General features: G+C 62.1%; 21 protein-coding genes and 1 riboswitch. Of the genes, 5 read left to right on the forward strand and 16 right to left on the reverse strand.

What is annotated here, in order from left to right; all coding sequences use genetic code 11:
* Nucleotides 1-136: 136 nt before the first annotated feature.
* Together CW354_RS05180 and CW354_RS05185 are read right to left on the reverse strand one after the other, a co-directional pair.
* Nucleotides 137-874 carry a DsbA family protein gene (locus tag CW354_RS05180; protein WP_104828999.1) on the reverse strand — a complete coding sequence of 246 codons (738 nt, stop codon included), beginning with the start codon at nucleotides 872-874 and terminating at the stop codon, nucleotides 137-139.
* A 110-nt stretch (nucleotides 875-984) separates the two neighbouring features.
* Nucleotides 985-1443: a DciA family protein gene (locus CW354_RS05185; protein WP_104829000.1), complete on the reverse strand. Its 459-nt coding sequence runs from the start codon at nucleotides 1441-1443 to the stop codon at nucleotides 985-987.
* Nucleotides 1444-1515: 72 nt separating this feature from the next.
* Between CW354_RS05185 and mutY the strand changes: the two genes are divergently transcribed.
* Complete coding sequence (gene mutY / locus CW354_RS05190) at nucleotides 1516-2592, forward strand: A/G-specific adenine glycosylase (protein ID WP_207764682.1); 1077 nt, start codon at nucleotides 1516-1518, stop codon at nucleotides 2590-2592.
* On the opposite strand, the gene CW354_RS05195 is transcribed toward mutY, so the two are convergent.
* On the reverse strand, nucleotides 2582-3403 hold the full coding sequence (locus CW354_RS05195; protein WP_104829002.1) for a hypothetical protein: 822 nt from the start codon (nucleotides 3401-3403) through the stop codon (nucleotides 2582-2584). The genes mutY and CW354_RS05195 overlap by 11 nt on opposite strands.
* Nucleotides 3404-3512: 109 nt before the next feature.
* Complete coding sequence (locus CW354_RS05200; protein ID WP_133162187.1) at nucleotides 3513-4058, reverse strand: hypothetical protein; 546 nt, start codon at nucleotides 4056-4058, stop codon at nucleotides 3513-3515.
* Between the two features lie 129 nt (nucleotides 4059-4187).
* Here CW354_RS05200 and CW354_RS05205 point away from each other — a divergent pair, with 129 nt between their 5' ends.
* The 3 genes from CW354_RS05205 (at nucleotide 4188) to CW354_RS05215 (ending at nucleotide 6688) form a co-directional block, all read left to right on the forward strand.
* A complete protein-coding gene (locus CW354_RS05205; protein ID WP_104829989.1) occupies nucleotides 4188-5336 on the forward strand; it encodes a dipeptidase in 1149 nt (382 codons plus the stop codon).
* Nucleotides 5337-5345: 9 nt separating this feature from the next.
* Nucleotides 5346-5918 carry a DUF924 family protein gene (locus CW354_RS05210; RefSeq protein WP_104829004.1) on the forward strand — a complete coding sequence of 191 codons (573 nt, stop codon included), beginning with the start codon at nucleotides 5346-5348 and terminating at the stop codon, nucleotides 5916-5918.
* Nucleotides 5919-6025: 107 nt separating this feature from the next.
* Complete coding sequence (locus CW354_RS05215) at nucleotides 6026-6688, forward strand: DUF2799 domain-containing protein (protein ID WP_104829005.1); 663 nt, start codon at nucleotides 6026-6028, stop codon at nucleotides 6686-6688.
* 6 nt (nucleotides 6689-6694) lie between these two features.
* On the opposite strand, the gene CW354_RS05220 is transcribed toward CW354_RS05215, so the two are convergent.
* The 10 genes from CW354_RS05220 to CW354_RS05260 all read right to left on the reverse strand — a co-directional run bounded on the left by CW354_RS05220 (nucleotide 6695) and on the right by CW354_RS05260 (nucleotide 16962).
* Entirely contained in the window at nucleotides 6695-8191 is a 1497-nt protein-coding gene (locus CW354_RS05220) for an FMN-binding glutamate synthase family protein (protein ID WP_104829990.1), read from the reverse strand.
* Nucleotides 8192-8302: 111 nt separating this feature from the next.
* Complete coding sequence (gcvPB, locus tag CW354_RS05225; RefSeq protein WP_104829006.1) at nucleotides 8303-9880, reverse strand: aminomethyl-transferring glycine dehydrogenase subunit GcvPB; 1578 nt, start codon at nucleotides 9878-9880, stop codon at nucleotides 8303-8305.
* Nucleotides 9877-11220 (reverse strand): aminomethyl-transferring glycine dehydrogenase subunit GcvPA, encoded by a 1344-nt coding sequence (gcvPA, locus tag CW354_RS05230; protein WP_104829007.1) that lies wholly within the window; start codon nucleotides 11218-11220, stop codon nucleotides 9877-9879. Before gcvPA ends, gcvPB begins: the two co-directional genes overlap by 4 nt.
* 8 nt (nucleotides 11221-11228) lie before the next feature.
* Nucleotides 11229-11393: a hypothetical protein gene (locus CW354_RS23310; RefSeq protein ID WP_165793540.1), complete on the reverse strand. Its 165-nt coding sequence runs from the start codon at nucleotides 11391-11393 to the stop codon at nucleotides 11229-11231.
* Nucleotides 11390-11761: a glycine cleavage system protein GcvH gene (gcvH, locus tag CW354_RS05235; protein ID WP_165793541.1), complete on the reverse strand. Its 372-nt coding sequence runs from the start codon at nucleotides 11759-11761 to the stop codon at nucleotides 11390-11392. Before gcvH ends, CW354_RS23310 begins: the two co-directional genes overlap by 4 nt.
* A 50-nt stretch (nucleotides 11762-11811) precedes the next feature.
* The gene (gene gcvT / locus CW354_RS05240) at nucleotides 11812-12987 is read right to left on the reverse strand and encodes a glycine cleavage system aminomethyltransferase GcvT (RefSeq protein WP_104829008.1); all 1176 of its coding nucleotides are present in this window, start codon (nucleotides 12985-12987) and stop codon (nucleotides 11812-11814) included.
* Nucleotides 12988-13156: 169 nt separating this feature from the next.
* Nucleotides 13157-13249, reverse strand: a riboswitch (glycine riboswitch).
* Between the two features lie 89 nt (nucleotides 13250-13338).
* Nucleotides 13339-13815 carry a Fur family transcriptional regulator gene (locus CW354_RS05245; RefSeq protein ID WP_104829009.1) on the reverse strand — a complete coding sequence of 159 codons (477 nt, stop codon included), beginning with the start codon at nucleotides 13813-13815 and terminating at the stop codon, nucleotides 13339-13341.
* Between the two features lie 111 nt (nucleotides 13816-13926).
* Nucleotides 13927-14700: an SDR family NAD(P)-dependent oxidoreductase gene (locus CW354_RS05250; protein ID WP_104829992.1), complete on the reverse strand. Its 774-nt coding sequence runs from the start codon at nucleotides 14698-14700 to the stop codon at nucleotides 13927-13929.
* Nucleotides 14701-14779: 79 nt separating this feature from the next.
* On the reverse strand, nucleotides 14780-15847 hold the full coding sequence (locus CW354_RS05255) for a Fe(3+) ABC transporter substrate-binding protein (protein ID WP_104829010.1): 1068 nt from the start codon (nucleotides 15845-15847) through the stop codon (nucleotides 14780-14782).
* A gap of 101 nt (nucleotides 15848-15948) precedes the next feature.
* Nucleotides 15949-16962 carry an ABC transporter ATP-binding protein gene (locus CW354_RS05260; RefSeq protein WP_104829011.1) on the reverse strand — a complete coding sequence of 338 codons (1014 nt, stop codon included), beginning with the start codon at nucleotides 16960-16962 and terminating at the stop codon, nucleotides 15949-15951.
* Between the two features lie 105 nt (nucleotides 16963-17067).
* Between CW354_RS05260 and CW354_RS05265 the strand changes: the two genes are divergently transcribed.
* Nucleotides 17068-18699, forward strand: a complete 1632-nt coding sequence (locus CW354_RS05265; protein ID WP_104829012.1) for an ABC transporter permease — start codon at nucleotides 17068-17070, stop codon at nucleotides 18697-18699.
* 89 nt (nucleotides 18700-18788) lie between these two features.
* On the opposite strand, the gene CW354_RS05270 is transcribed toward CW354_RS05265, so the two are convergent.
* On the reverse strand, nucleotides 18789-20084 hold the full coding sequence (locus CW354_RS05270) for an amidohydrolase family protein (RefSeq protein ID WP_104829013.1): 1296 nt from the start codon (nucleotides 20082-20084) through the stop codon (nucleotides 18789-18791).
* Between the two features lie 8 nt (nucleotides 20085-20092).
* Nucleotides 20093-21610 (reverse strand): amidohydrolase, encoded by a 1518-nt coding sequence (locus CW354_RS05275; protein ID WP_104829014.1) that lies wholly within the window; start codon nucleotides 21608-21610, stop codon nucleotides 20093-20095.
* Between the last annotated feature and the right edge of the window lie 87 nt (nucleotides 21611-21697).

Genomic DNA, 21697 nt, shown 5'->3' on the forward strand with positions numbered 1-21697 from the left:
GTTTTTTCTTGGGCGCGCCGGCTTGCCGAAAACCGGCTTTCCCGTTTCGGGCCGGCGCTCCACAGATGTTAGTATTCCGCAGCATTTTCAAGCGCCTCGCCGGACCTTGCGGAAACCGGCGAAAGAAAGCCGGCGGTTATTCCGCGTCGCCGTCCGTTTCCGCCTTCTCAAGCGCCTCGTCGAGCGCCTTGGCGAAGTCCTCTTCGGTGCTGAAATGGCGCGTCTGGCCGTTGATCACGAAGCTCGGCGTCGAATTCACGCCGTATTTTTCGCTGCCTTCCTTGATGTTTGCGTTAAGAAAATCGAGCAATTCCTGCCTTTTCATGCAGGCGTCGAAATCCTCAGCGCTCATCCCGGCCTGGGACGCGATTTTCAGGAGCTCATCGCGCGGATTATCGCCGTAAATCCAGCCCTTGTTCTCCTGATAGGGATTGCCCTGATTTTTGAACAGAGCGTCGAGAACGAGGAAATAGGCGTCGTCGCCCTTCTCATCCGCGGCGCAGCGCGCCAGCATGGACCCAGCCACCGAAAGATTGGCGGGCGCGGTCGGGAATTCGCGGAAGATGAACCGCACCTTGCCGGTGTCGATGTAATCCTCCTTGATCTGCGGGAAGATGTCCTCGTGGAACTGGGCGCAGTGGGGGCAGGTCACCGAGGCGTATTCGATGACCACGACCGCGGCGTCCTTGGCGCCGAGCGCCATGTCCGAAAGCGCGCCTTCCCCGACCTTTTCGACGGAATTGGCGGGCGCCTCCGCCACCGTCTTCTCGCCGGCTTGGCCGGCTTCGGAATCGGCGCCGCCGCAGGCCGCTGCGAGAAGGGCGAGGGCGCCGGTCAGCGCGGCGCGGCGGAAAGGGGCTGGCGTGAAGGACATGGGGCGAAAACCTTTCAAAAAATGAGCGTAGAACCCCCAGCCGGGGCCTTTAGAGGATTGACCGGCAAAATCGCCGATGGCGCGGCCGGGCGCAAGACCTTGAACCGGCTTTATTTCCCGCTGTTCCGGCGTTTCACCGCCGCCCGGAAGGAGGCGAGCGCCGTCCCCAGCGAGCCGTCCCCGGGGCCGGGATCGCCCTCCGGCGGGGATTTCGGTCCTCCGCTTTTGGCCGGGCCGCCCGCCTGGATTACGGCGATCCGGGCCACGGCGCCGGGCCCGAGATAAGAATTCACGCGGGCGATGAGGCCGTCCGTCTCCATCTGCACCGCAGCGGCGGCGGCCCCGTTCGGCACGCGCAGCTCGAGGGTTTTTCCAGGCCCCCGGCCGGTCAGCCGCCCGGGCCGCGAGAGTTCGGCGAGTTTTTCCCCGGCGATCGCCGGCCAGCGTTCGGCCAGGGCCGGATCGGCGTATTTCGTCTTTTTGGCGAGATCGGCGAAAACCGACGCGCTCACCCGCGCCAGCGCCGGCGCGGCGGATCGGGCGGGACGTGTGGAAGGATAGGCTCTCATAAGACTTTGCCCATGGCTTGCGTTCACTCTAACACTGGGGCGTCTCGATATGGAACGCCGTCGACGCAAAACGTGACCCGCAAAGCCGCCAAACTCCCCCCCATCCCGCAGGCCCTCCTTCGCTGGTACGATGCAAACGCCCGCGATCTGCCCTGGCGCGTGGCCCCGAAAGCAAGGAAAGCCGGGGCGCGGCCCGACCCTTACGCAGTGTGGCTTTCCGAAATCATGCTGCAGCAGACGACCGTGGCGACGGTGGCCCCGCGCTACCGGGAGTTTTTAACGCGCTGGCCGGACGTCAAAGCCATGGCCGCCGCGCCGCTCGACGACGTGCTCGGGGAATGGGCGGGGCTTGGCTATTACGCGCGCGCCCGCAACCTTCATAAATGCGCGGTGACGGTTGCGGAGACCCATGGCGGGTTTTTTCCGGATACGGAGGAAGCCTTGCGCGCCCTGCCCGGAATCGGCGCCTATACGGCGGCGGCGATCGCCGCCATCGCTTTCGACAGACGCGCCATCGTCATTGACGGCAATATCGAGCGCGTCGTCTCGCGCCTTTACGCCATCGACACGCCCCTGCCCGCCGCCAAGGCGGAAATCCGGGAAAAGCTCGAAGAAATCTGGCCGCAAAAGCGCTCCGGCGATTTCGCGCAAGGCCTGATGGATCTCGGCGCGAGCATCTGCCGCCCGAAAGCGCCCATCTGTCTTCTCTGTCCGGTCTCCTCGCGCTGCAAGGCGTTCAAGGCCGGAACGCAAGGAAATTTTCCGGTGAAGCCCGCGAAAAAAGCAAAACCGAACCGCGTCGGCGCGGTCTTTGCGCTGGTGAACGCCAAAGGCGAAATGCTGTTCGAACGCCGCCCCGAAAAGGGCCTCCTCGGCGGCATGCTCGGCTTGCCCGGCACGGAGTGGAAAGAGCGCATTGAGGCGGATGTTTTCAACGCCGCGCCGGCGCAAGCGGACTGGGAAAAGACCGGCGAAGCGACGCATACATTCACGCATTTCCATTTAACGCTCGATGTCTATGCAGGCGCTGCGCCCAAAGGCTTTCGCCGCGCAAGCGATCAGCAATGGATCAAACCGGAAGAGGCGCGCTTGCCGACGGTGATGAAAAAGGCGGTTGGGGCTGCAACGCCTTCTCCATCTAGAGCCTGACGAACTGAGAGCTGTATTCCTCTGCGGCGACGGTGGGCGTCAAACCAATTTGTTCAAGCGTTCGCGCCGCCGCATCTTTGACGTAGTCTTCGATTGTAGCGCGAATGGCCTCTTTTTGCTCTTCCACCAAAGAGTCAAAATCCTTTGCCCAAAGCGAATTATCGACGCGCCAGTAAGCGGCGCCGGCGTTTTTTAAACGCTTCTCCATTTTCGCAGTCGCCCAACTGGACCGAAAGCTTTTTCTACGCAAAACTTCCCATGTATCCGCATCCACGAGAACCATCTGAGCCCCGACCCAAACATAAGTCTTGCGATCTCCGAGCAACGACATGGAATACAATCCAAGATCGACAAACGTGGGATAGCCCCTGAACGCAGTCGCCGAGTATTCCGGAATGACGATCAGATACGCGTCCGGCGCCTCGCCGGAAACCGGCGTGATCTTGTCCCTCACCATATCCGAAATCAGTTTCGGCGTATTATCGATCCACGCACCGGTGATCTTTTCCTTAGATTCCGTATTGAAAAACTCTCTGGGGTATTCAACATCAACAAGCTCATACTTGCCCGCCAGAGCCGTCTTCATGCTGTTTATCGCAAGTTCGTTCACGCCCCATTCAGAAATATCTCCGGAACCTTCGCTATTGTTAAAAACAGTCGTGCCGATGGTCAGCATCTGAAATTCATCGCCAAAGGCGGAAACAACGCCCAAAGAATTTACGCCCACAACCGGCGCCGCAGGCGTTGTGGCGCAACCAGCCACAATGCTCCCAAAAACCAAGATCAGCAGAAAACACAGATTACGCATCATACGCGCCGCCCCCCAAACACGATATTTCACGAATTGCTGCAGCCCAGTTTATCCAGGCTATATTACAAATTTAATACAACGCGTCAGGCCTCAAGCGGGCGCCAAGGCATTATAGAGCAAGTGCGCGCAAGGCGTCGGTGACCGAGGTAAAGAGATTCAAGAGAGCAAATTCCAGCGGCATGACCGCGATCTGCGAGATCAGCATGTAAATCATCTGCGCGATCATCGGATAAACAAGAAACCGCCAGCCCTTGGGCAGCATATGCCAGACAACCGGGGTCAGCGTGATCATCACCAGAAATTCAAGCGGGCGCGGGGTCGCCAGCATCCGCAAAACAAACAGGGACCGAAGCCCGCCGACCCAATCGCCGTTTCGCGCCTGGGACTGAAGCGCCGTTTCATAAGCATCCGTGTCCGTCGCGGAGAAGCTTGCGAGAAACAAAAACAACCCCGTCAGCGCGACGGAGATCGCAATCCATTTGAAGGAGAGCGCCTTGAGACCGCGCTTTGCATAATCGAGCGGGCCCGGCGTTTTTTGCGGCCCGCGCACCAGTTTCGCGGCGCCGGTCGCGACATTGGTTGTGAGAGAGACATTGGCGCGCGCGCCGCCAGGGGCCGGCAGGAAGCGAACGATTTTTTCCCAAAAGCCGGCCACGAAAGCCCCCCGCGTCGCAATCGCCGCCAAGCTCGCCCATAAAAGTTTATCTGACGCGGGGCTAGCCGATAAAATTGTAAGGACCGGCGGGCGCGGCTAGGCTAGAGGCTCAAAACCGCAGGAGCGATGATGAGCAGGACCGCATTTCATACGAACCGGCGCGCATTGATGGCGGGCGCGCTTGCGGCCGCATCATTTGCGCCCTCCTCTTTTGCAAAAGAAAAACGATGGCGCGGCATGAAAGACGCGATCCTCATCAACGCGCTCGGCGGATTCTTCAATCCCAACACGCCGCCCTACACCGATGAACAGCGCGCCGCGCATTATCTCAATCCGCGCGGCATCGACGACGCCATCGCTTCGGGCCTCGCCGCCACCAACCTCACCCTCGGCTATGTCTATGGCGATGAAGAGCCGTTCGAGGCGACGGTGAAGGACATCGCCTGGTTCGATGAAGCGATCCGCCTGCGTCCCGGCAAGCTCATGAAAGCCTATTCCGTCGACGATATTCGCGCCGCGAAAAAACAAAACCGCCTCGGCGTCATCTACGGCTTCCAGAATTGCGCGATGCTTGGCGACGATGCAGGCCGCGTCGACATTTTCGCCGATCTCGGCGTCAGGGTTTTCCAGCTCACCTATAATATCCGCAACCAGCTCGGCGACGGATCGATGGCCGAGGAAAACAAAGGCCTGACGGAATTCGGCCGCGAGGCCGTGGCGAAACTGAATGCGCGCAACGTCCTGGTCGATCTCTCCCATGCAGGCGAACAGACGACCCTGGACGCCATCGAGGCGTCGGCGGCGCCCATCGCCATCACCCATACGGGCTGCGCGGCCCTCGCCCCGCATCCGCGCAACAAGACGGATGCGGAATTGCGCGCGCTCGCCGAGAAAGGCGGCGTCGCCGGGATCTATTTCATGCCTTACCTGACGCCGGGCCGCCAGCACATGGCCGAGGACATCGTGCTTCACATCGAACACGCCGTCGATGTCTGCGGCGAGGATCATGTGGGAATCGGCGCCGACCAGAGCGTCACCGGCATCGACGACATGGAAGGCTATCGCAAGCGTCACCGTGAAGACGTCGAAAACCGTAAACGCCTCGGCATCGGCGCACCCAATGAAGACCCCGACATTCTTCTCGCCGTCCCCGACCTGCAAGGGGTCGAACAGTTCCAGACAATCGCCGACCGATTGCTCGCGCGCGGGCATTCGCCGCGGCGCATCGAAAAAATTCTCGGCGGCAATTTCCTGCGGCTGTTCGCAGAGGTTTGGTAGAGGTCCGGCATGACTTGTTTTTCAATCCGCCCCACAAACGAAAACGGCGAAGCGGTCCTTCGTTTCTGGTTCGAGGAGACGAAGCCTTATCAGTGGTTCCGGCGCGACGATAAATTCGATGAAGCCATCAAGACGCGCTTCGGCTCTTTGCATGAAGCGGCGAAGCAAGGGCATCTCGATGTCTGGCGCGTTCACCCGCGTTATTCGCTCTCGCTGATCCTCATTCTCGATCAGTTTTCGCGCAATCTCTACCGAGATACGCCGGGCGCCTTTGCGCAGGACGCCCACGCGCTCGATGTCGCGCGCGAAGCGCTCGCCCGCCGTTTCGGCCATCTCGTCAACAAACAGCGGCGCGCCTTTTTCTATATGCCCTTCATGCATGCGGAGGATTTGTCCGTGCAGGAAGAATGCGTCCGGCTCTTCAAGGCGCAGTTGCCCGACACCATGAATCTTCCCTATGCCATTGAACATCGCGATATCGTGAAGCGCTTCGGGCGCTTTCCGCACCGGAACAAGGTCTTCGGGCGCGCTTCGACGCCAGAGGAAACCCGGTTCCTGAGAGCCGGCGGCTTCAACCCGTAAAATTTGCCTAACAGTTTATTGACAGGGGCAAGTTAAAACACCTTGCGGCCACAGCCCGGCCTTAATCTTCGCGCGTTATTTCTCTCAAACGAGAAAGAGGGAATATCATGCGCATTATAGCATCAGCATTGCTCCTCATCCTTGTGGGCGGCTGCGCGGGCGGCCTGTCCAAGGAAGAATGTCTTTATGCGGACTGGCGGGCCATCGGTTATGAAGACGGCGCCAGAGGCGCGCCCACAAGCGCCGTATCCTCCCACCGCCAGGCCTGCGCCAAAAAAGCCGGCGTGACGCCGGACATGAGCGCCTATCTGGCGGGGCGCGATGCAGGATTGCGCGAATATTGCCAGCCCTCGAACGGTTTCGCCGTGGGCTCGCGCGGCGGGCATTATTACGGCGTTTGCAACGGGCCCGAAGAAGGCGCCTTCACCGCCGCCTATCAGCAGGGCAATCAGCTCTACGCGCTCGAAAGCGATGTTGCGCGCACGAGCGCCGCGCTGGACGAGGCGCATGCCCGTTACGAAAATATCGAACACAGGATTTCCCATGCGGAGGTCGCGCTGGTCTCGCCCGAAACGCCCCATGCGGAGCGTCTCGACATCCTCGCTGATATCAAAAACATGCAGGAAGAGAAGCGCCGGATCGAGCATTCCTTCCGTCCGCTCAGGGTGGAGCATGAGCGTGCGCTCGAAGAGCTTGCCGACTACCGCGCGTTTCTCGTCACCGAAGGGCCTTATCCCGGCGCCATGGACGTCACCCGGGCAAGCTACTGAGCAGCCTCACCGATTTTCATTTTCATAAGGCTTTTTCGGTTCGCGTTTTTCAAGCAGTTCATCCAGCGGCACGGAGCTTCCATCCGCCTGCTGGATGCGCACATGATGGCGCTTTAGATTGCGCGCATGGGCGGCGCCGCAGGAATGGGCGATCATGCCCACATCCTTGCGCATCTTGTCCACATAGCTCGCCGCCCGCACCGATTTGATCGCCGGGTCGAGCCCGCCCTGAAGATGTTTCTTGTGCGTCGTCACGCCCGTGGGACAGGTGTTGGTGTTGCAGCGCATGGCCTGAATGCAGCCGATGGAGAACATGAAGCCGCGCGCGACATTCACCGCATCGGCGCCGGCGCAATAGGCCCAGGCGACGTCCGCCGGCGTGGCGAGCTTGCCCGAGGCGATGACGCGAATGCGGTTCCTGAGGCCGCGCCTTTCCAGAATGTCGGTCAGCATCGGCAGCGCCTGTTTCAAAGGCAGGCCGACATTGTCCATCAGCGACATGGGCGCCGCGCCGGTGCCGCCGTCGCCGCCGTCAAGCGTGATGAAATCCGGCGCCGATTCGACGCCGCGCCGTTCGATGGCGTCGCAAAGCTCGTCAAGCCAGCCATAAGCGCCGAGCACCGTTTTAAAGCCGGTCGGCAGGTTCGTGACGCCGCGCACGCGTTCCAGAAAATCGAGAAGTTCTTCGATATTGTCGATTTCCGGATGGCGGTTCGGCGAGACCGACGGCTTGCCTTCGGGAATGCCGCGGATCGCCGCGATCTCTTCCGTCACTTTGACGCCCGGCAAGAGCCCGCCCTTGCCGGGTTTCGCTCCTTGCGCGAGTTTCACCTCGATCATTTTCACCTGGGGGTAGGCGGCGATGGCCGCAAGCTTTTCTTCATCGAGCTCGCCGCCGTCTTTGCGGCAGCCATATTTCGCCGTGCCGATCTGAAAGACGATGTCGCAGCCGCCTTCCAAATGATAAGGCGACAAGCCGCCCTCGCCCGTATTCATGTAACAGCCCGCCAGCGCGGCGCCGCGCGACAAGGCCTGCACCGCCGGTTTTGAAAGCGCGCCAAAGCTCATGCCGGAAATGTTGACGAGCGAAGACACGCTGTAAGGGTTCGGCGTATAGGGGCCGAACTCGATCGGCGGCGGGTCGCTCGCTTCTTCGTCAAGGCGCGGGAACGCGGTGTTGATGAAAATCGGCGTGCCGACAATCGAAAGATTGCGCGTCGACCCGAAAGGCAGCGTGTTGTTCTTGCCTTGCGCGGATTTGTAGATCCAGTCGCGCTCGGCGCGGTTGAACGGCATCTCTTCCCGGTCGAGGGCGAAGAAATATTGCCGGAAAAACTCGCCGAGCCGGGTGAAGAGATTGCGGAACCGGCCCAGCACCGGGAAATTATGGCGGACGGCGTCTTTCGACTGGCTTGCATCGATGACGAACAGGACGACGACCGTCAGCACGCCGGCGCCGACGATAAAAACAAACAGCGTCGTCAGAATGCCGACGCCCTGCATGGTGACAGCGGAAATGAAATCCATAGACGCGCTCCTCCCGTGAAGCTGCTGAGGAGCTTACAGCGCGTCGCGTCTTTCAGTGAAGCGTGAGGCGGGACTTTCCTCTTGCGGCTATTCCGCCGCTTCGGCCTTTTGCGGCGGGCTCCAGCGCAGGACCGGATGGCGCGCCGCGGCGGTTTCGTCGAGGCGCCGGCGCGGGGCGTAGACCGGCGCGGCCTTGAAGCTTTCCGTCTCGCCCGCCTTCGCCCGCTTGGCGAGGGATAAAAGCGCGTCGCAGAAAAGATCGAGCTCGCGTTTCGATTCCGATTCCGTCGGCTCGACCAGCATGGCGCCATGGACGACCAGCGGGAAATACATGGTCATGGGGTGATAGCCCTCGTCGATCATCGCCTTCGCGAAGTCGATGGTCTCAACGCCGGTGTCTTTCAGGAAGCGGTCGTCGAAGAGCGCCTCATGCATGCAAGGCCCGTCGAAAGACGGCGTCATTTCGGACTTGAGGCGCGCCAGCACATAATTGGCGTTCAACACCGCGTCTTCCGACGCCTGTTTCAACCCGTCCTTGCCATGGCTCATCATGTAAGAGAGCGCGCGCGTGAACATGCCCATCTGACCGTGGAACGCGGTGAGACGCCCGAGGGTTTCCCCGCTGTCTTCCGCTTCCGCGTGGTGCAGGGTCTCGACGAGGCCGTACTTTCCGTCTTCGAGAGAGACATAAGGCAGCGGCGCGAACGGCGCGAGCGCCTCGGACAATACGGTCGGACCGGCGCCGGGGCCGCCGCCGCCATGGGGCGTCGAGAAGGTCTTGTGGAGATTGATATGCATGGCGTCGACGCCGAGATCGCCGGGCTTCACCTTGCCGGCGATGGCGTTGAAATTGGCGCCGTCGCAATAGAAATAGCCGCCCGCTTCATGCACGGCGTCGGCGATGGCGCGGATGTCGCGCTCAAAGAGGCCGCAGGTATTGGGGTTCGTCACCATGATGCCGGCGACGTCGTCGCCGAGTTTTTCTTTCAGGGCTTCGAGATCGACCCGGCCTGTGCCGTCGCCGGGGATCGATTCCACCTTGAAGCCGCATAGCACCGCCGTCGCCGGATTGGTTCCGTGCGCGGATTCCGGCGCCAGGACGCGCACGCGTTTGCCCGCTTCGCCGCGCGCTTCCAAAGCCGCCTTGATCGCCATCATGCCGCACAACTCGCCATGGGCGCCGGCTTTCGGCGACATGGCTACGGCCGGCATGCCGGTCAGCTCCTTCAGCCAGAAGGCGAGCGTGTCGATCAGTTCGAGCGCGCCCTGCGCCGCGCTTTCCGGCGCCAGCGGGTGAAGGTCCGCGAAACCGGGAAGCCGCGCGACTTTCTCGTTAAGGCGCGGATTGTGTTTCATGGTGCAGGACCCGAGCGGGAACGGCCCCATATCGATGGCGTAGTTTTTCTGGGAGAGGCGCACGAAATGGCGCATGGCCTCCGGTTCGGAAAGACCGGGCAGGCCGATCATATTGTTGCGTTTAAGGCCGCCGAGACGGTCATACTCGCCCGAGGGCTCCTGCAGATCGACGCCGCTTCCCGAAAGATCGCCGACCTCGAAGGACAGCGCCTCCTCGATCATCAGCGCCTTATTGCCGGTGAAGGTTTTAACGTTCGCATCCATCGCGTCGCTCGCTTTTGTGGGACGGCCCTGATTGTTCATGCTCATGACAACGCCTCCGCAAGTTTCGATGAAAACGCTTCGATGTCTTCATCGCTGACGCATTCCGTGGCGGCGACGATGAGAAGATTGCGCGCGTCTTTCCGATGCGGCAGCAGGCGCGCGCCGGGAACGCCCGCGAGGACGCCGTCTTCGGCGAGCTTTTCAACGACCTCCGAGGCGTCTTTCGAAAGACGCAACGTAAACTCGTTGAAATAGCTCTTGTTGAGCAATTCGACGCCGTCGATTTTCGCCAGCGCATCGGCGGTCTTGCAGGCCGCTTCGTGGTTCAGCATGGCGAGCTTCCTCAGCCCCGCCTCGCCTAAGAGGGTCATGTGGATGGTGAAAGCGAGCGTGCAAAGACCCGAATTGGTGCAGATGTTGGAGGTCGCCTTGTCGCGGCGGATATGCTGCTCGCGCGTGGAGAGCGTCAGGACGAAGCCGCGCTTTCCTTCCGCATCCGTCGTTTCGCCGCAAAGCCGGCCCGGCATCTGGCGGATATATTTCTGGCGCGTCGCGAAGAGACCCACATAAGGCCCGCCGAAATTAAGCCCGTTGCCGAGCGACTGACCCTCGCCGACGACAATGTCGGCGCCCATCTCGCCTGGACTTTTGAGCGCGCCGAGGGAAACAACCTCCGTCACCACCGCGACGAGAAGCGCGCCATGCGCGTGCGCGGCTTCGGCAATGGGCGTCAGGTCGCGGACATTGCCGAAGACGTCCGGCGTCTGGACGATGACGCATGCCGTGTCGTCGTCGATCTGCGAGACGATGTCTTCCGACGCGTCCAAGTCCATGGGGGACTGAACGACCTGGGCGCCCACGAGTTCGAGATTGGTGCGGGTCACCGCGCCGTAATGGGGGTGGAGCCCGCCCGAAAGCAAAACCTTGCCCCGCTTGGTGATGCGCCGCGCCATGAGCGCGGCCTCGCCGCAGCCCGTCGAGCCGTCATACATGGAGGCGTTGGCGACCTCCATGCCCATGAGCGCCGCAACCTGGGTCTGGAATTCGAAGAGATATTGCAGCGTGCCTTGCGCGATTTCCGGCTGATAGGGCGTGTAGGCGGTCAGGAACTCCGAGCGCTGAATGACATGGTCCACGGTCGCCGGGATGTGGTGCTTGTAAGCGCCGGCGCCGATGAAAAACGGGCCTTGCGAGGCCGCGCGGTTTTTCACGGCGAGGCGCCCCAGCGCGCGCTCCACTTCCATCTCGCCTTGATGATTGGGCAGATCGAAATCGGCGTTCAGCGCGTCCGCGGGAACGTCGGCGAACAGCGCGTCGATATCGACCGCGCCGATGGTTTTCAGCATCGCCTGACGGTCGGCGTTGTTGTGGGGAAGGTAACGCATCAAAACTCCTATTCGTCGCCTTTGTCTTGCTTTTGCCCGAGGGCTGCGGTCATCGCCGTTCCCATGCCGGCGCCGATGGCGATGCCAATGGCTATTCCGAGAGCGATATTGTCCAGCGCGGCGCCGATGCCGCTCGCCAGACCTGCCCCGGCATTGGCGTTATTGCCGCTCATGATTGCCCCGCAAATTCCTTGTAAGCCGTCTCGTCCATCAGTGCGTCGAGCTCGGACGCATTGGACGGTTTGATCTTCACGAACCAGGCGGCGCCTTGCGGGTCTTCATTGACCTTGGCGGGCTCGTCGACGATGGCGCTGTTGACCTCGACGACGTCACCCGAGATCGGCGCGTAAACGTCGGACGCGGCTTTCACCGATTCCACCACGGCCATTTCATCACCCTTCGCAAAGGTTTTTCCGACTTCGGGCAGTTCGACGAACACAACGTCGCCCAGTTGCTCCGCCGCATGGGCGCTGACGCCGATAGTGCAGACATCGCCTTCGGCCTTCACCCATTCATGATCTTCCGAATATTTCACGCTCATCTTCCCTTCCTCCTACCCTCGATAATATTCACGCTCATCTTCCCTTCCTCCTACCCTCGATAATAATTGTGTGGCACGAACGGCATGTCGGCGACGACCGCCGGCAATGGTTTGCCGCGAACGATGAGATTCACTTTGGTTCCGGTCTCCGCGAAGCCCGCCTCCACATAGCCCATGGCGACAGGCCCGCCGGCCGTGGGGCCGAAACCGCCCGACGTCACCGCGCCGATGACCCTTCCATCTGTGGACTGAATTTCTGCGCCCTCGCGGGCCGGCGCGCGGCCTTCGGGTTTAAGCCCGACGCGCAGGCGCTTCGGCCCTTCGGCGAATTCTTTTTGAATGCGCGCGGCGCCCGGAAAACCGCCTTCCTCGCGGCGGCGCTTGCCGACAGCGAAGGCGATATTGCCTTCGACCGGCGAGATTTCCGGCGTCAAATCGTGACCGTAAAGGCAAAGCCCGGCCTCGAGCCTTAAAGAGTCCCGCGCGCCGAGCCCGACAGGCTCGACTTCCGGCGCCGCAAGCAGCGCTTTCGCCAAGAGGACGGCGTGCGAATCCGGCACGGAAATCTCGAAGCCATCCTCGCCGGTATAGCCGCAGCGGCTCAAGACGATATAGGCGCTGTTGTCGGCGGCCGGCCACATATGCGGGCGCACGGTCATGAAAGGCTGGTCGATCGCGCCCGGCATAAGACGGTTGACGACAGCCGCCGCTTTCGGTCCCTGAATGGCGATCAGCGACCGGTCCGTCGCAACCTCCAAGCTCGCAACGCCTTCAAGGCGCTCCTCGATCAGCGCGAAGTCTTCGTTCTTCGTCGCGGCGTTGACGACCAGCAACAGCATGCCCTGAAGATCGTCCAGGTAAAGCCGCGTCACCATCAGATCGTCGAGGACGCCGCCCTCTTCGGAAAGCAGCGTCGTATAGCGCATGCCGCCTTGTTTCAGCTTCCTGATTTCGCCGGGAACGAGCGTTTCGATCGCCGCGGCGATTTTCTCATGCGCTTCTTGCGATCCGAGCGGCGCCTCGGTCGTTTTGAGATAGGCCTGACCCATATGCGAAACATCGAAGAGGCCCGCTTTTTCGCGCGTGTGAAGATGTTCTTTCAGAACGCCCGCTGGATATTGCACCGGCATTTCATAGCCGGCGAACGCCACCATCTTCGCGCCGAGCGAAACATGAAGATCGTAAAGCGGCGTTCTTTTCAGCGTGTCGGTTTCGGCGTCGGCCATTCAAACTTCCCATGACAAAGTTCGCCGTTTTCACGGCGACCCCGGCTGTCACGGGAACCTGAGAGATTTCATGGGCGCGCAGGAAAAGAACCCGCGAAACGCCCGCTTACTCCTTCGGTGGAGCGGCGCTTAACAAAGAAGGGCGCGCCGCCCGCTTTCCAGCCTTTGGTGCAGTCATGCGGTCCTTTTGCCTGAGAGTTTCCGGGGCGGTTGCTCCTTCGGCGCCGGCTCGTATCGAGTCGGCCTCTCCCGCATGCTGCCTGTCCGGGAAATAAAACCGGACTATCTGCGCGACCATAGGCGCGCCGTTTTAGGAGTCAATAAGTGAGACTAACAGTTTCGCGTGAAAAATCACGCAGCCGCGCAATTGTTACAATTGCCCTTAATTTCAAGGCGCGCCGTATGCATGTCGAAGGCGGCGGCGCGCACGGCCGGCGCGATGTCGGCTTCGACCGCCAGGACCTGCAGCTCCTGCACCGTCGAGCAGCGCTCGCACACAAGGAAGGTCTGCACCATGTGCGGGCCCTCGTGATTGCACAACACAAACGCGTTCATGCCGTCGAGCTTGTGGATGTGGCCCTTCTCCTCAAGCCCGTCGAGGGCGCGATAGACCGTCATCGGCGCGCGCACGCCCTGCTCTTTCAGCTTGTCGAGAATTTCGTAAGCCTTCAGCGGCTCATGGCTGCCGGCGAGCGCATCCCAAACCAGCTTTTCGTTCTTCAAAAGGCCGGCGGGCTGTTCTCGAACGCCCTCCCCTTCGGCGTTGTCATTGCCTGCGGTTTTTTTCGGCTTGTCGCCTTTTCCGCGCTCGGATGCCTTGTCGGTCATGGCGGCTCTCCTCAAGGGCGTCAGGACTGTTATATCTTTGTTATATCAAGCCGCCAACCCGTTCCGGCTGAGATTTTTCTCCTGAAACGGGTTTTTTCCCTTCAAAAACAATCAGCGCGCAGAAAACCCGCCGTCGATGACCAGTTCCGTCCCGGTCACATAGGCCGACTCGTCGCTGGCGAGATAGACCATGCCGCTCGCAATATCCTCCGGTGCGCCGTTCTGGCCCATGGGGATGTTGGCGGCGACGCGGGTGAACAGCGCGTCGGCCTGGTCGGGCTCCAGCTCCATCATTTCCGATTCGCCGATGCGCGTGTCGATGAAGCCCGGATGAATGGAGTTGCAGCGGATCTTGTATCCCTGCTCGGCGCAATGCAGCGCCACGGACTTGGTCAGAAAACGCACGCCGCCCTTGGTCGCGCTATAGGCCGGCGCCTTCGCCTCGCTGACAATGCCGAAGATCGAGGAAACATTGATGATGGAGCCGCCGCCGCGCGGCTTCATCAGCCTGACGGCCATCTGCGAGCCGAGAAAGACGCTGTCGAGATTGATCGCCATCACCTTGCGCCAGTTGTCGAAAGAGATGTCTTCGATATTTTTGAGCGCGCCGACGCCGGCGTTGTTGACCATGATGTCGAGACCGCCGAAGCGGTCCAGGATCTCAGCTTCGACGTCCTTCCACCGGTCCGGGCTGGCGACGTCATGATTGAGGTAATGCCCCTCGCCGCCGTCCTGCGAGATGAGACCGAGCACTTCCTTCGCGCGCTCGTCGTCGATGTCGGAACAGATGACGGTCGCGCCTTCGGCCGCAAAACGGATCGCCGTCGCCGCGCCGATGCCGCTCGCCGCGCCCGTCACATAAGCAATCTTGTTTTTGAGCCTCATCGCGCCGCCTTCCCTGTCTGTTTCGGAAAGCAAGCTACGACATCATCCGAAGAAACAGCCGCACCGAGGGCGAACAAAATTACGGCCAGCCGACGCGTTCGAAAATCCGCACCGCCTCGGGCTGGTTCTCGCCCAGGACGGAAGCCGGGAGGTCGTCCTCTTTGAAGCCCGTATAAGCGGCGATGGGGCCTTCGGCCTCGACGCCCGGAACCACCGGATATTCATTATTGCCGCGGGCGAAAGCTTTCTGGGATTCATCGCGCAGGAGAAATTCGATCAGCCTTTCCGCATTCTCGGCGTTCGGCGCGTATTTCGTCACCCCGGCGCCGGAAATATTCACATGCGCGCCTCTTCCATTCTGGTTCGGGAAGAAGAGTTCGATCTTGTCGCCGATGGCGGCGGCTTGCTCGTTATCGGAGCCGATATAACGCGCCGTATAATAGCTGTTGACGATGCCGAGGCGGCAGAGCCCGGCGGCGACCGCTTCGATCTGAGTCGTGTCGTTGCCTTGCGGCTTCCTCGCGAAATTGGCGACGACGCCGGCGGCCCATCCTTGCGCTTTCTCCGCGCCGTCATGGGCGATGATCGAGGCGAGCAGCGACTGGTTGTAAATGTTCGAGGACGAGCGCACGCAGATCATGCCCCGATAAGCGGGATCGGCGAGGTCTTCATAGGTTTCGAGCCCTTCTGGAAGACCCATATCCTTGTTGTAGATGACGATGCGCGCGCGTTTCGACAGCCCGTACCATTTGCCGTCCGGATGACGGAACTGTTCAGGGACGCGCTCGTTCAGCGTCTCATTGTCGATAGAGCGGAACACGTCGCGCTCGTCGGCGCGCCAGAGAATGCCGGCGTCGGCGGTGATAAACACGTCGGCGGGGCTCGCTTCGGCTTCCTGCGCCAGCCGTTCGATCAGCGCGTCGCCGCCCGCCTCGATGTAATTGACGTCAATCCCGGTTTCCGCCGTAAACTGATCGTAAAGCGCGAGATCGGAATCGTAATGGCGCCCGGAATAGACATTGACCGACCCGGTGATGACGCGCTCTTCGCCGCCATCCGAAGGTCCGCCGCAGCCTGCGAGGAAAAGCGCGGCGGCGAGCCCCGCAATCGCTGAAAAGCCTTTGCCCGAAACCGTCTTCAAAATCATTCCGTCCGCCCGTTAGTTTTGCGAGTAATTCTCAATAGCAAAATAGGCGCGCAGCCCCCTGAACGCAAGGCGAGAAAGCGACGCAGCGCCGCCTCAGGCGGCTATTCTCCCCTGAAAATGAACGCCTTCGACCAGTCGGCCGCAACGGAGAGCGTCGCGCCCGGCTCCGGCGGCGCATCCATTCTTACCGTCACGGAGGTCTTGTCCGGCCCGTCGAGACGCACGAGCCAGCCCGGTCCGGCGAAACGGATGTCGGCGGCGCGGAACGGCCCGTTCGGGTCTTCGCGCGCGGCGAGACAATCGGCGCGCAGGATCGCCCGCGCCGCGCCTCCTTCAACGCCGGGCGCCGCTGTCTCTCCGAGAATGGAGCGGAAGGCGCCGTCCCTGATCTCGCCGTCGAGAATCTGGCAGCCGGGAAACAGCCCCGCCCCCTCAGGCGTTTGCGGATTGTTGTACAAGTCTTCGGGGCTCGCGGTCTCGACGATCTTTCCCTCGCGCATCAGGGCGATGCGATCGCCGAGCGCCAGCGCCTCTTCCGCGTCATGCGTGACGAGCAGCACCGCCGCTTTCTGTTCCTTCAGCACACGGCGCAATTCCTCGCGCAGGCGCCGGCGCAAAGCGACGTCGATGCTGGCGAAGGGCTCGTCCAGCAAGAGCGCTTTGGGTTTTCGCGCCATGGCGCGGGCGAGGGCCACGCGCTGCTGCTGGCCGCCGGACAGCTCATGCGGATAACGCCGGGCAAGCTCTTCAATGCCGAAAGCTTTCAACTGCCCGGCGATGCGGACCTTTGCATCGCGCGCGCCTTTAAGGCCAAAAGCGATGTTCTTTTCTACCGTGAGGTGCGGAAAGAGAACGTAATCCTGAAAAACGAAACCGACGGGCCGCTTTTCCGGCGGCGTCTGCCAGTCCGGGGTTGCAAGCGTCTCGCCGTCAAGCGCGACCTCGCCCGCCTGCAAGGGCTCGAGCCCCGCGGCGAGGCGCAACAGCGTGGTCTTGCCGCAGCCCGACGGCCCGAAAAGGCAGACGATTTCGCCCGCCACGGCGTCCAGCGACGCGCCGTCGACGGCCCGCACCGCGCCGAAATGGTGCGAAATATCGGTGAGGCTGAGGCTCATGAGGGTCTTAAGGCCGTTTCTTTCACAAGAGGATTGCGTTTCGGGGATTGGGAATTGCCTGACTTTCGCCTAGATGTCACGTCTTGAGAACGAGTATCAAGAGCAATGCCGGACGCGAAGCAGGAAAAGAATCTCGAAGGATTAGGGGCGATCATGGTGATCGCGCTCCTCGCCGCCGCGCCCATTGCCGCGGTGATCGCCGGGGCGGCGGGCGCGGGTGAAAACCTCCTCTTCGGCGCGCGAGGCTTTCATTATCTCTCGACGACGCTGTTCCTCTGCCTTTTCGCCGGGGCGGGCGCGGGCGCCCTCGGCGCCGGCGCGGCGATGCTGATCTCCCTCGCCGAGTTTCCGGGCCGGAAATTGTTCGCGATTGCGCTGGCGCTTCCCTTCGCCATCCCCGCCTATGTGGCGGCCTATGCTTACGGCGATCTCTTCGGCCCGTTCGGCGCCGTCGCCGCTGTCACCGGGCCGGAGGCGCTGCCGGAAATCCGCTCGCTGCCGGGGGCCGCATTCGTCCTGATGCTGACGACTTATCCTTATGTCTATCTCGCCATGACGGCGTCTTTGTCGGCGCGCTCGGCCTCTTTAATGGAGGCGGCGCGCGCGCTCGGCGCTTCGCCCTTGCGCGCCAGCTTCGATATTCTTCTGACCGCCAGCCGTCCGGCCTTTTTCGGCGGGCTCGCGCTGGCGCTGATGGAGATCGCCGCCGATTACGGCGTCGCCGATTATTTCGGCGTGCGCACTTTAAGCGTCGGCATTTTCCGCACCTGGCACGGGCTTGGCGATCTCACCGGCGCCATGCAGCTCGCGGCGGGTCTCTTTTTCGTGGCGCTCCTCCTCGTGCTCATGGAAAGCGCAAGCCGCAAGGGACGCGCGAGCGAAGATGTGCGCGCGGCGCGCGAAAGCCGGCCTTTGAAACTCTCAGGCCCGCACGCCATCGGCGCCATGACGCTTTGCGCCTTGCCCGTCATTTTCGGGTTTGTCGCACCGGCGGGCGTGCTCATCGCCAAGCTCGATTTTGGCGCCGGCACCTTCGCCCCGCGCCATCTCGGCGAGGCGGCGCGCCATACGGCCTTCATCGCCGCCGCGGGCGCCTTTCTCGCCGCCGCCCTGTCCCTCATGCTCGCTTATGGCGCGCGGGCCGCGCGCGGGCGCATCGCCAAACTCGCCTTGCGCGCCGCAACGCTTGGCTATGCGGTGCCCGGCGCGGTGATGTCGATTGGCATTCTGGCGCTGTCGGCGGGTTTCGCGCGGGTCACAGGCCATGCGGTCGCGGGCGGCGTTCTGGTTCTACTTTACGCTTATGTGGCGCGCTTCCTCACCGCCGGATACAACGCCACCGCCGGGGGCATGGCGCAGATTTCGCCGCAACTCGACGCGGCGGCAAAGATGCTGGGCGCCGCGCCGGCAAGGCTGGTGCGCGAGGTGCACTGGCCCATGGCGCGCGGCTCGATCCTCGCCGGGGCGGCCATTGTCGCCATCGACATCGCGAAAGAGCTGCCGGCGACGCTGATCTTGAGGCCCTTCAATTTCGAAACGCTCAGCACCCAGATTTACCGCCTCGCCTCAGACGAACGCCTCGCCGACGCGGCACCGGCGGCGCTCATCCTCATCGGGCTCGGTCTTGCACCATCCTTGATCCTCAGCCTTATCGCCGACCGGAGCGCGCAAAAAACCCGCAAGCGCGAAACGCTTGCGGGTCCGGAGCCTGAGCTCGAAAGTTTCAGCACTTCGTGAACGTGGAAGGTCAGATGTTCGTTTCCACGCCACGATGCGGCGACGGCTCTCCTAAAAAAAGAGCCTGAACTCGAAAGCTTCAGCGCGTCTTAGTCACTTTCGCCGCCGCGATAAGCAAAGGGCAGATCGCCGCGGGAGAGATCGCGATAACGCTGCATCAGCATGTGCTGGCGGTTTTCGAGATCCTGTTCGCGGCCGTTGATGAACACTGTTTCCGGCTTCGTCGTCACTTCGAGGGGATCGCCGTCCCAGATCACCACGTCAGCGATTTTACCCGCCTCGAGGGAACCGAGCTCATCCGCAACGCCGAACATTTCCGCCGGGGCGAGGGTGATCGCTTTCAGGCCCGCCTCGTGAGGCAGGCCTTCGGCGACGGCGTTGCCCGCATGCTGGCGGATGAGGCGGAGATTATGCGCCCCTTCATAGAAGGAAATGTCGACGCCCGCCTGATGGAGGCGCGCGGCGTTTTTCAAAGTCGAGTCGATATCCTCGAACTGATTGGGAAGATTGGCCATGCCGCTGATGATCACCGGAATGTTCGCCATGGCGAGCTCGCGCCCGACGCGCCAGGCCTCCGACCCGCCGACAATGACCGCCTTCAACCGATAAGTGTTTTTCAGACGGATGAGCGTGCGAATGTCATTGGCGCTGTTGACCTGCACGATCAGCGGCTGTTCGCCGGCGACTACGGGGCCGAGCGCTTTCAGGTCCGAAAGCGCGAAGCGCGCTTCATGAGGACGGCGCACATAGTCGTTGGGATTGGCGGCGTAAGAGCGCGCCTCGTCGAGATATTCGCGCAACACCGCCCAGGCGCCCAGGCGCGTGCCGCCTTCGCGCATGGCCCCGCGCTCGCCCATGGCGGCGATTTGCGCCGCGCCGGCGCGGGTGATCGAATTGGCGCGGCCGGAAAGATCGACCACCGCCGCCTTGCCGGCGAACAGCGTGTCGCCGGCGCTCGGCGCCGACAGCGCGCGGGTGACGCCGCCGGCGCGGTTCACCGGAATGAGGACCGATGAGGGATTGAAGGCGTCGACGGCGTCGAGTGCGGCGCCGAGGGGAAAGCCCTCGGCGGGGCGTGAATCATTGGCGTCGTCGACGGCGCCAATCTCGACAAGGCCGATGCTCGAATAGGCGCCGAAAAGCCCCGGCGTCACGGTCTTGCCCGACGCGTCGATGACCTGCGCGCCCGCAGGCGCCGTCAGATCGGCGCCGACATGCGCAATGCGTCCGTCGCGGATGACGACATCGCCTTCTTCAATGACGTCGCCGGAGACCGTGTGCACGGTTCCGTCCATAATCGCGACGGTCTGCGCGGCGGCTGCGGAAACAAGCACGGCCCCGGCGCAAGCGAAAGCGGTCAGCGTTTTCATGGTGAAGTTTTTCATTGCGTTTCTCATTGTCCCGCTCCGCCGGTATAGCCGTTGTCATGAAGGCCGAGTTCGAAATCGACCCGCGGCGAAAGCGACGGATCGGACCGGTCATACATCAGGGCGCCGTCGATATAGACTTTCTCGGCCTTGGCGTAGACCGAAAACGGATTGCCGTTCCAGACGACCACATCGGCCATCTTGCCCGCCTCAAGAGCGCCGGTCTTGTCGCCGATGCCCATGGCTTTCGCCGGATTGGCCGTCAGCCATACAATGGCGTCTTCCGGTTCGATTTCGAGCCCGATGCGCCGCCCGTCGGCCATGGCTTTGGCCGCCTCCTGGTTGAGGCGCTGAATGCCGAGCGCATCGTCGGAATGGATGATGGCGCAGCCGCCGGGCTGCGCGTCGACCAAAGCCGCGTTTTCGCCGACCGTGTCGAAGGCTTCGAGTTTAAAGCCCCACCAGTCCGCCCAGACCGCGGCGCAGACGTCGTTCTCGGCGAGATAGTCCGCGATTTTGTAGGCTTCGATGGCGTGATGGAAAGTCGAGACCTTGTAGCCGAACTCCTCGGCCATATCGAGGACCTGGACCATTTCATCCGCACGGTAACAATGCATGTTGACGAGGATGTCGCCGCGCAGGACGCCGGCAAGGGTTTCAAGCTTCAGATCGCGGGCCGGCGCATCGGGCGCGTCGCCTTTGTCTTTTTTGTCGCTATCGGCCCATTCGTCATATTTCTTCCAATAGTCGTCCCATTTCTTTTTATAGGCCGTCGCTTCGATCCAGGCGGCGCGATAACCGGCCATGTTGCCCATGCGCGTGTCGGGACCGCCGCGCTCGCCGTAAACCCGTTTCGGATTTTCGCCGCAGGCCATTTTGAGCCCGTAAGGCGCATCGGGAAACTTCATGCCCTGCACGGTGCGCGAGGGGACGTTTTTCAGGATCGCCGAGCGGCCGCCGAACAGGTTGGCGGAGCCGGGAAGAATTTGTAAGGACGTGATCCCGCCCGCGAGCGCCCGCGTGAAGCCCGCATCCTGCGGCCAGACCGAATGTTCGGCCCAGACATAAGCGGTGTTGGGCGCGACGATCTCGTTGCCGTCGGACGTCGAGGCGTTCGAGGGCGAGGGATAGTCGCCGAGATGGGAGTGAATGTCGATGATCCCCGGGGTGATCCATTTGCCTTCGGCGTCGATCGTTTCCGCGCCTTCCGGCGCTTCTATGGAATCGGCCGCGCCGACAGCGGAAACCTTGCCGTCTGCAATCAGGACCGACCCGTTTTCGATGCGCTCGCCGGTTCCGGTCAGCACCGTGGCGCCAGTCAAAAGCACGGTTTCGCCGGGATAGGGCTTATAGGTCGACGGATAAGGATCGCGCGGCGGGCGGACCGGCCCTTCCGCCTTTTCCGCGCCGTCATCGCTCGCGGACGCCGCCGCATCGGCCGGGGCCGCACCGGGGGCGGCGGTCTCCGCGGTCTCGTCCCCGGTCTCTTGCGCACAGGCGCTAAGCATCAGGACAGCCGCCGCCGTCCATGCCAGTTTTCGCATAAGTCCCTCAATTGGCTGCTGACGCCGTTCGACAGCGTCGTTGGTTGTGTCATAAGACTAACGTAAAAGAGGCTTAGGGCCACCCCG

Origin of the sequence: Hyphococcus luteus (assembly GCF_002943565.1) — a bacterium.
Taxonomy (GTDB): domain Bacteria; phylum Pseudomonadota; class Alphaproteobacteria; order Caulobacterales; family Parvularculaceae; genus Hyphococcus; species Hyphococcus luteus.

Coding starts and splice junctions, on each gene's coding strand:
- CW354_RS05180 (WP_104828999.1), bottom strand. CDS start 874: ATGTCCTTCACGCCAGCCCCTTTCCGCCGCGCCGCGCTGACCGGCGCC.
- CW354_RS05185 (WP_104829000.1), bottom strand. CDS start 1,443: ATGAGAGCCTATCCTTCCACACGTCCCGCCCGATCCGCCGCGCCGGCG.
- CW354_RS05195 (WP_104829002.1), bottom strand. CDS start 3,403: ATGATGCGTAATCTGTGTTTTCTGCTGATCTTGGTTTTTGGGAGCATT.
- CW354_RS05205 (WP_104829989.1), top strand. CDS start 4,188: ATGAGCAGGACCGCATTTCATACGAACCGGCGCGCATTGATGGCGGGC.
- CW354_RS05210 (WP_104829004.1), top strand. CDS start 5,346: ATGACTTGTTTTTCAATCCGCCCCACAAACGAAAACGGCGAAGCGGTC.
- CW354_RS05215 (WP_104829005.1), top strand. CDS start 6,026: ATGCGCATTATAGCATCAGCATTGCTCCTCATCCTTGTGGGCGGCTGC.
- CW354_RS05220 (WP_104829990.1), bottom strand. CDS start 8,191: ATGCAGGGCGTCGGCATTCTGACGACGCTGTTTGTTTTTATCGTCGGC.
- gcvPB (WP_104829006.1), bottom strand. CDS start 9,880: ATGAGCATGAACAATCAGGGCCGTCCCACAAAAGCGAGCGACGCGATG.
- gcvPA (WP_104829007.1), bottom strand. CDS start 11,220: ATGCGTTACCTTCCCCACAACAACGCCGACCGTCAGGCGATGCTGAAA.
- CW354_RS23310 (WP_165793540.1), bottom strand. CDS start 11,393: ATGAGCGGCAATAACGCCAATGCCGGGGCAGGTCTGGCGAGCGGCATC.
- gcvH (WP_165793541.1), bottom strand. CDS start 11,761: ATGAGCGTGAAATATTCGGAAGATCATGAATGGGTGAAGGCCGAAGGC.
- gcvT (WP_104829008.1), bottom strand. CDS start 12,987: ATGGCCGACGCCGAAACCGACACGCTGAAAAGAACGCCGCTTTACGAT.
- CW354_RS05245 (WP_104829009.1), bottom strand. CDS start 13,815: ATGACCGACAAGGCATCCGAGCGCGGAAAAGGCGACAAGCCGAAAAAA.
- CW354_RS05250 (WP_104829992.1), bottom strand. CDS start 14,700: ATGAGGCTCAAAAACAAGATTGCTTATGTGACGGGCGCGGCGAGCGGC.
- CW354_RS05255 (WP_104829010.1), bottom strand. CDS start 15,847: ATGATTTTGAAGACGGTTTCGGGCAAAGGCTTTTCAGCGATTGCGGGG.
- CW354_RS05260 (WP_104829011.1), bottom strand. CDS start 16,962: ATGAGCCTCAGCCTCACCGATATTTCGCACCATTTCGGCGCGGTGCGG.
- CW354_RS05265 (WP_104829012.1), top strand. CDS start 17,068: ATGCCGGACGCGAAGCAGGAAAAGAATCTCGAAGGATTAGGGGCGATC.
- CW354_RS05270 (WP_104829013.1), bottom strand. CDS start 20,084: ATGAAAAACTTCACCATGAAAACGCTGACCGCTTTCGCTTGCGCCGGG.
- CW354_RS05275 (WP_104829014.1), bottom strand. CDS start 21,610: ATGCGAAAACTGGCATGGACGGCGGCGGCTGTCCTGATGCTTAGCGCC.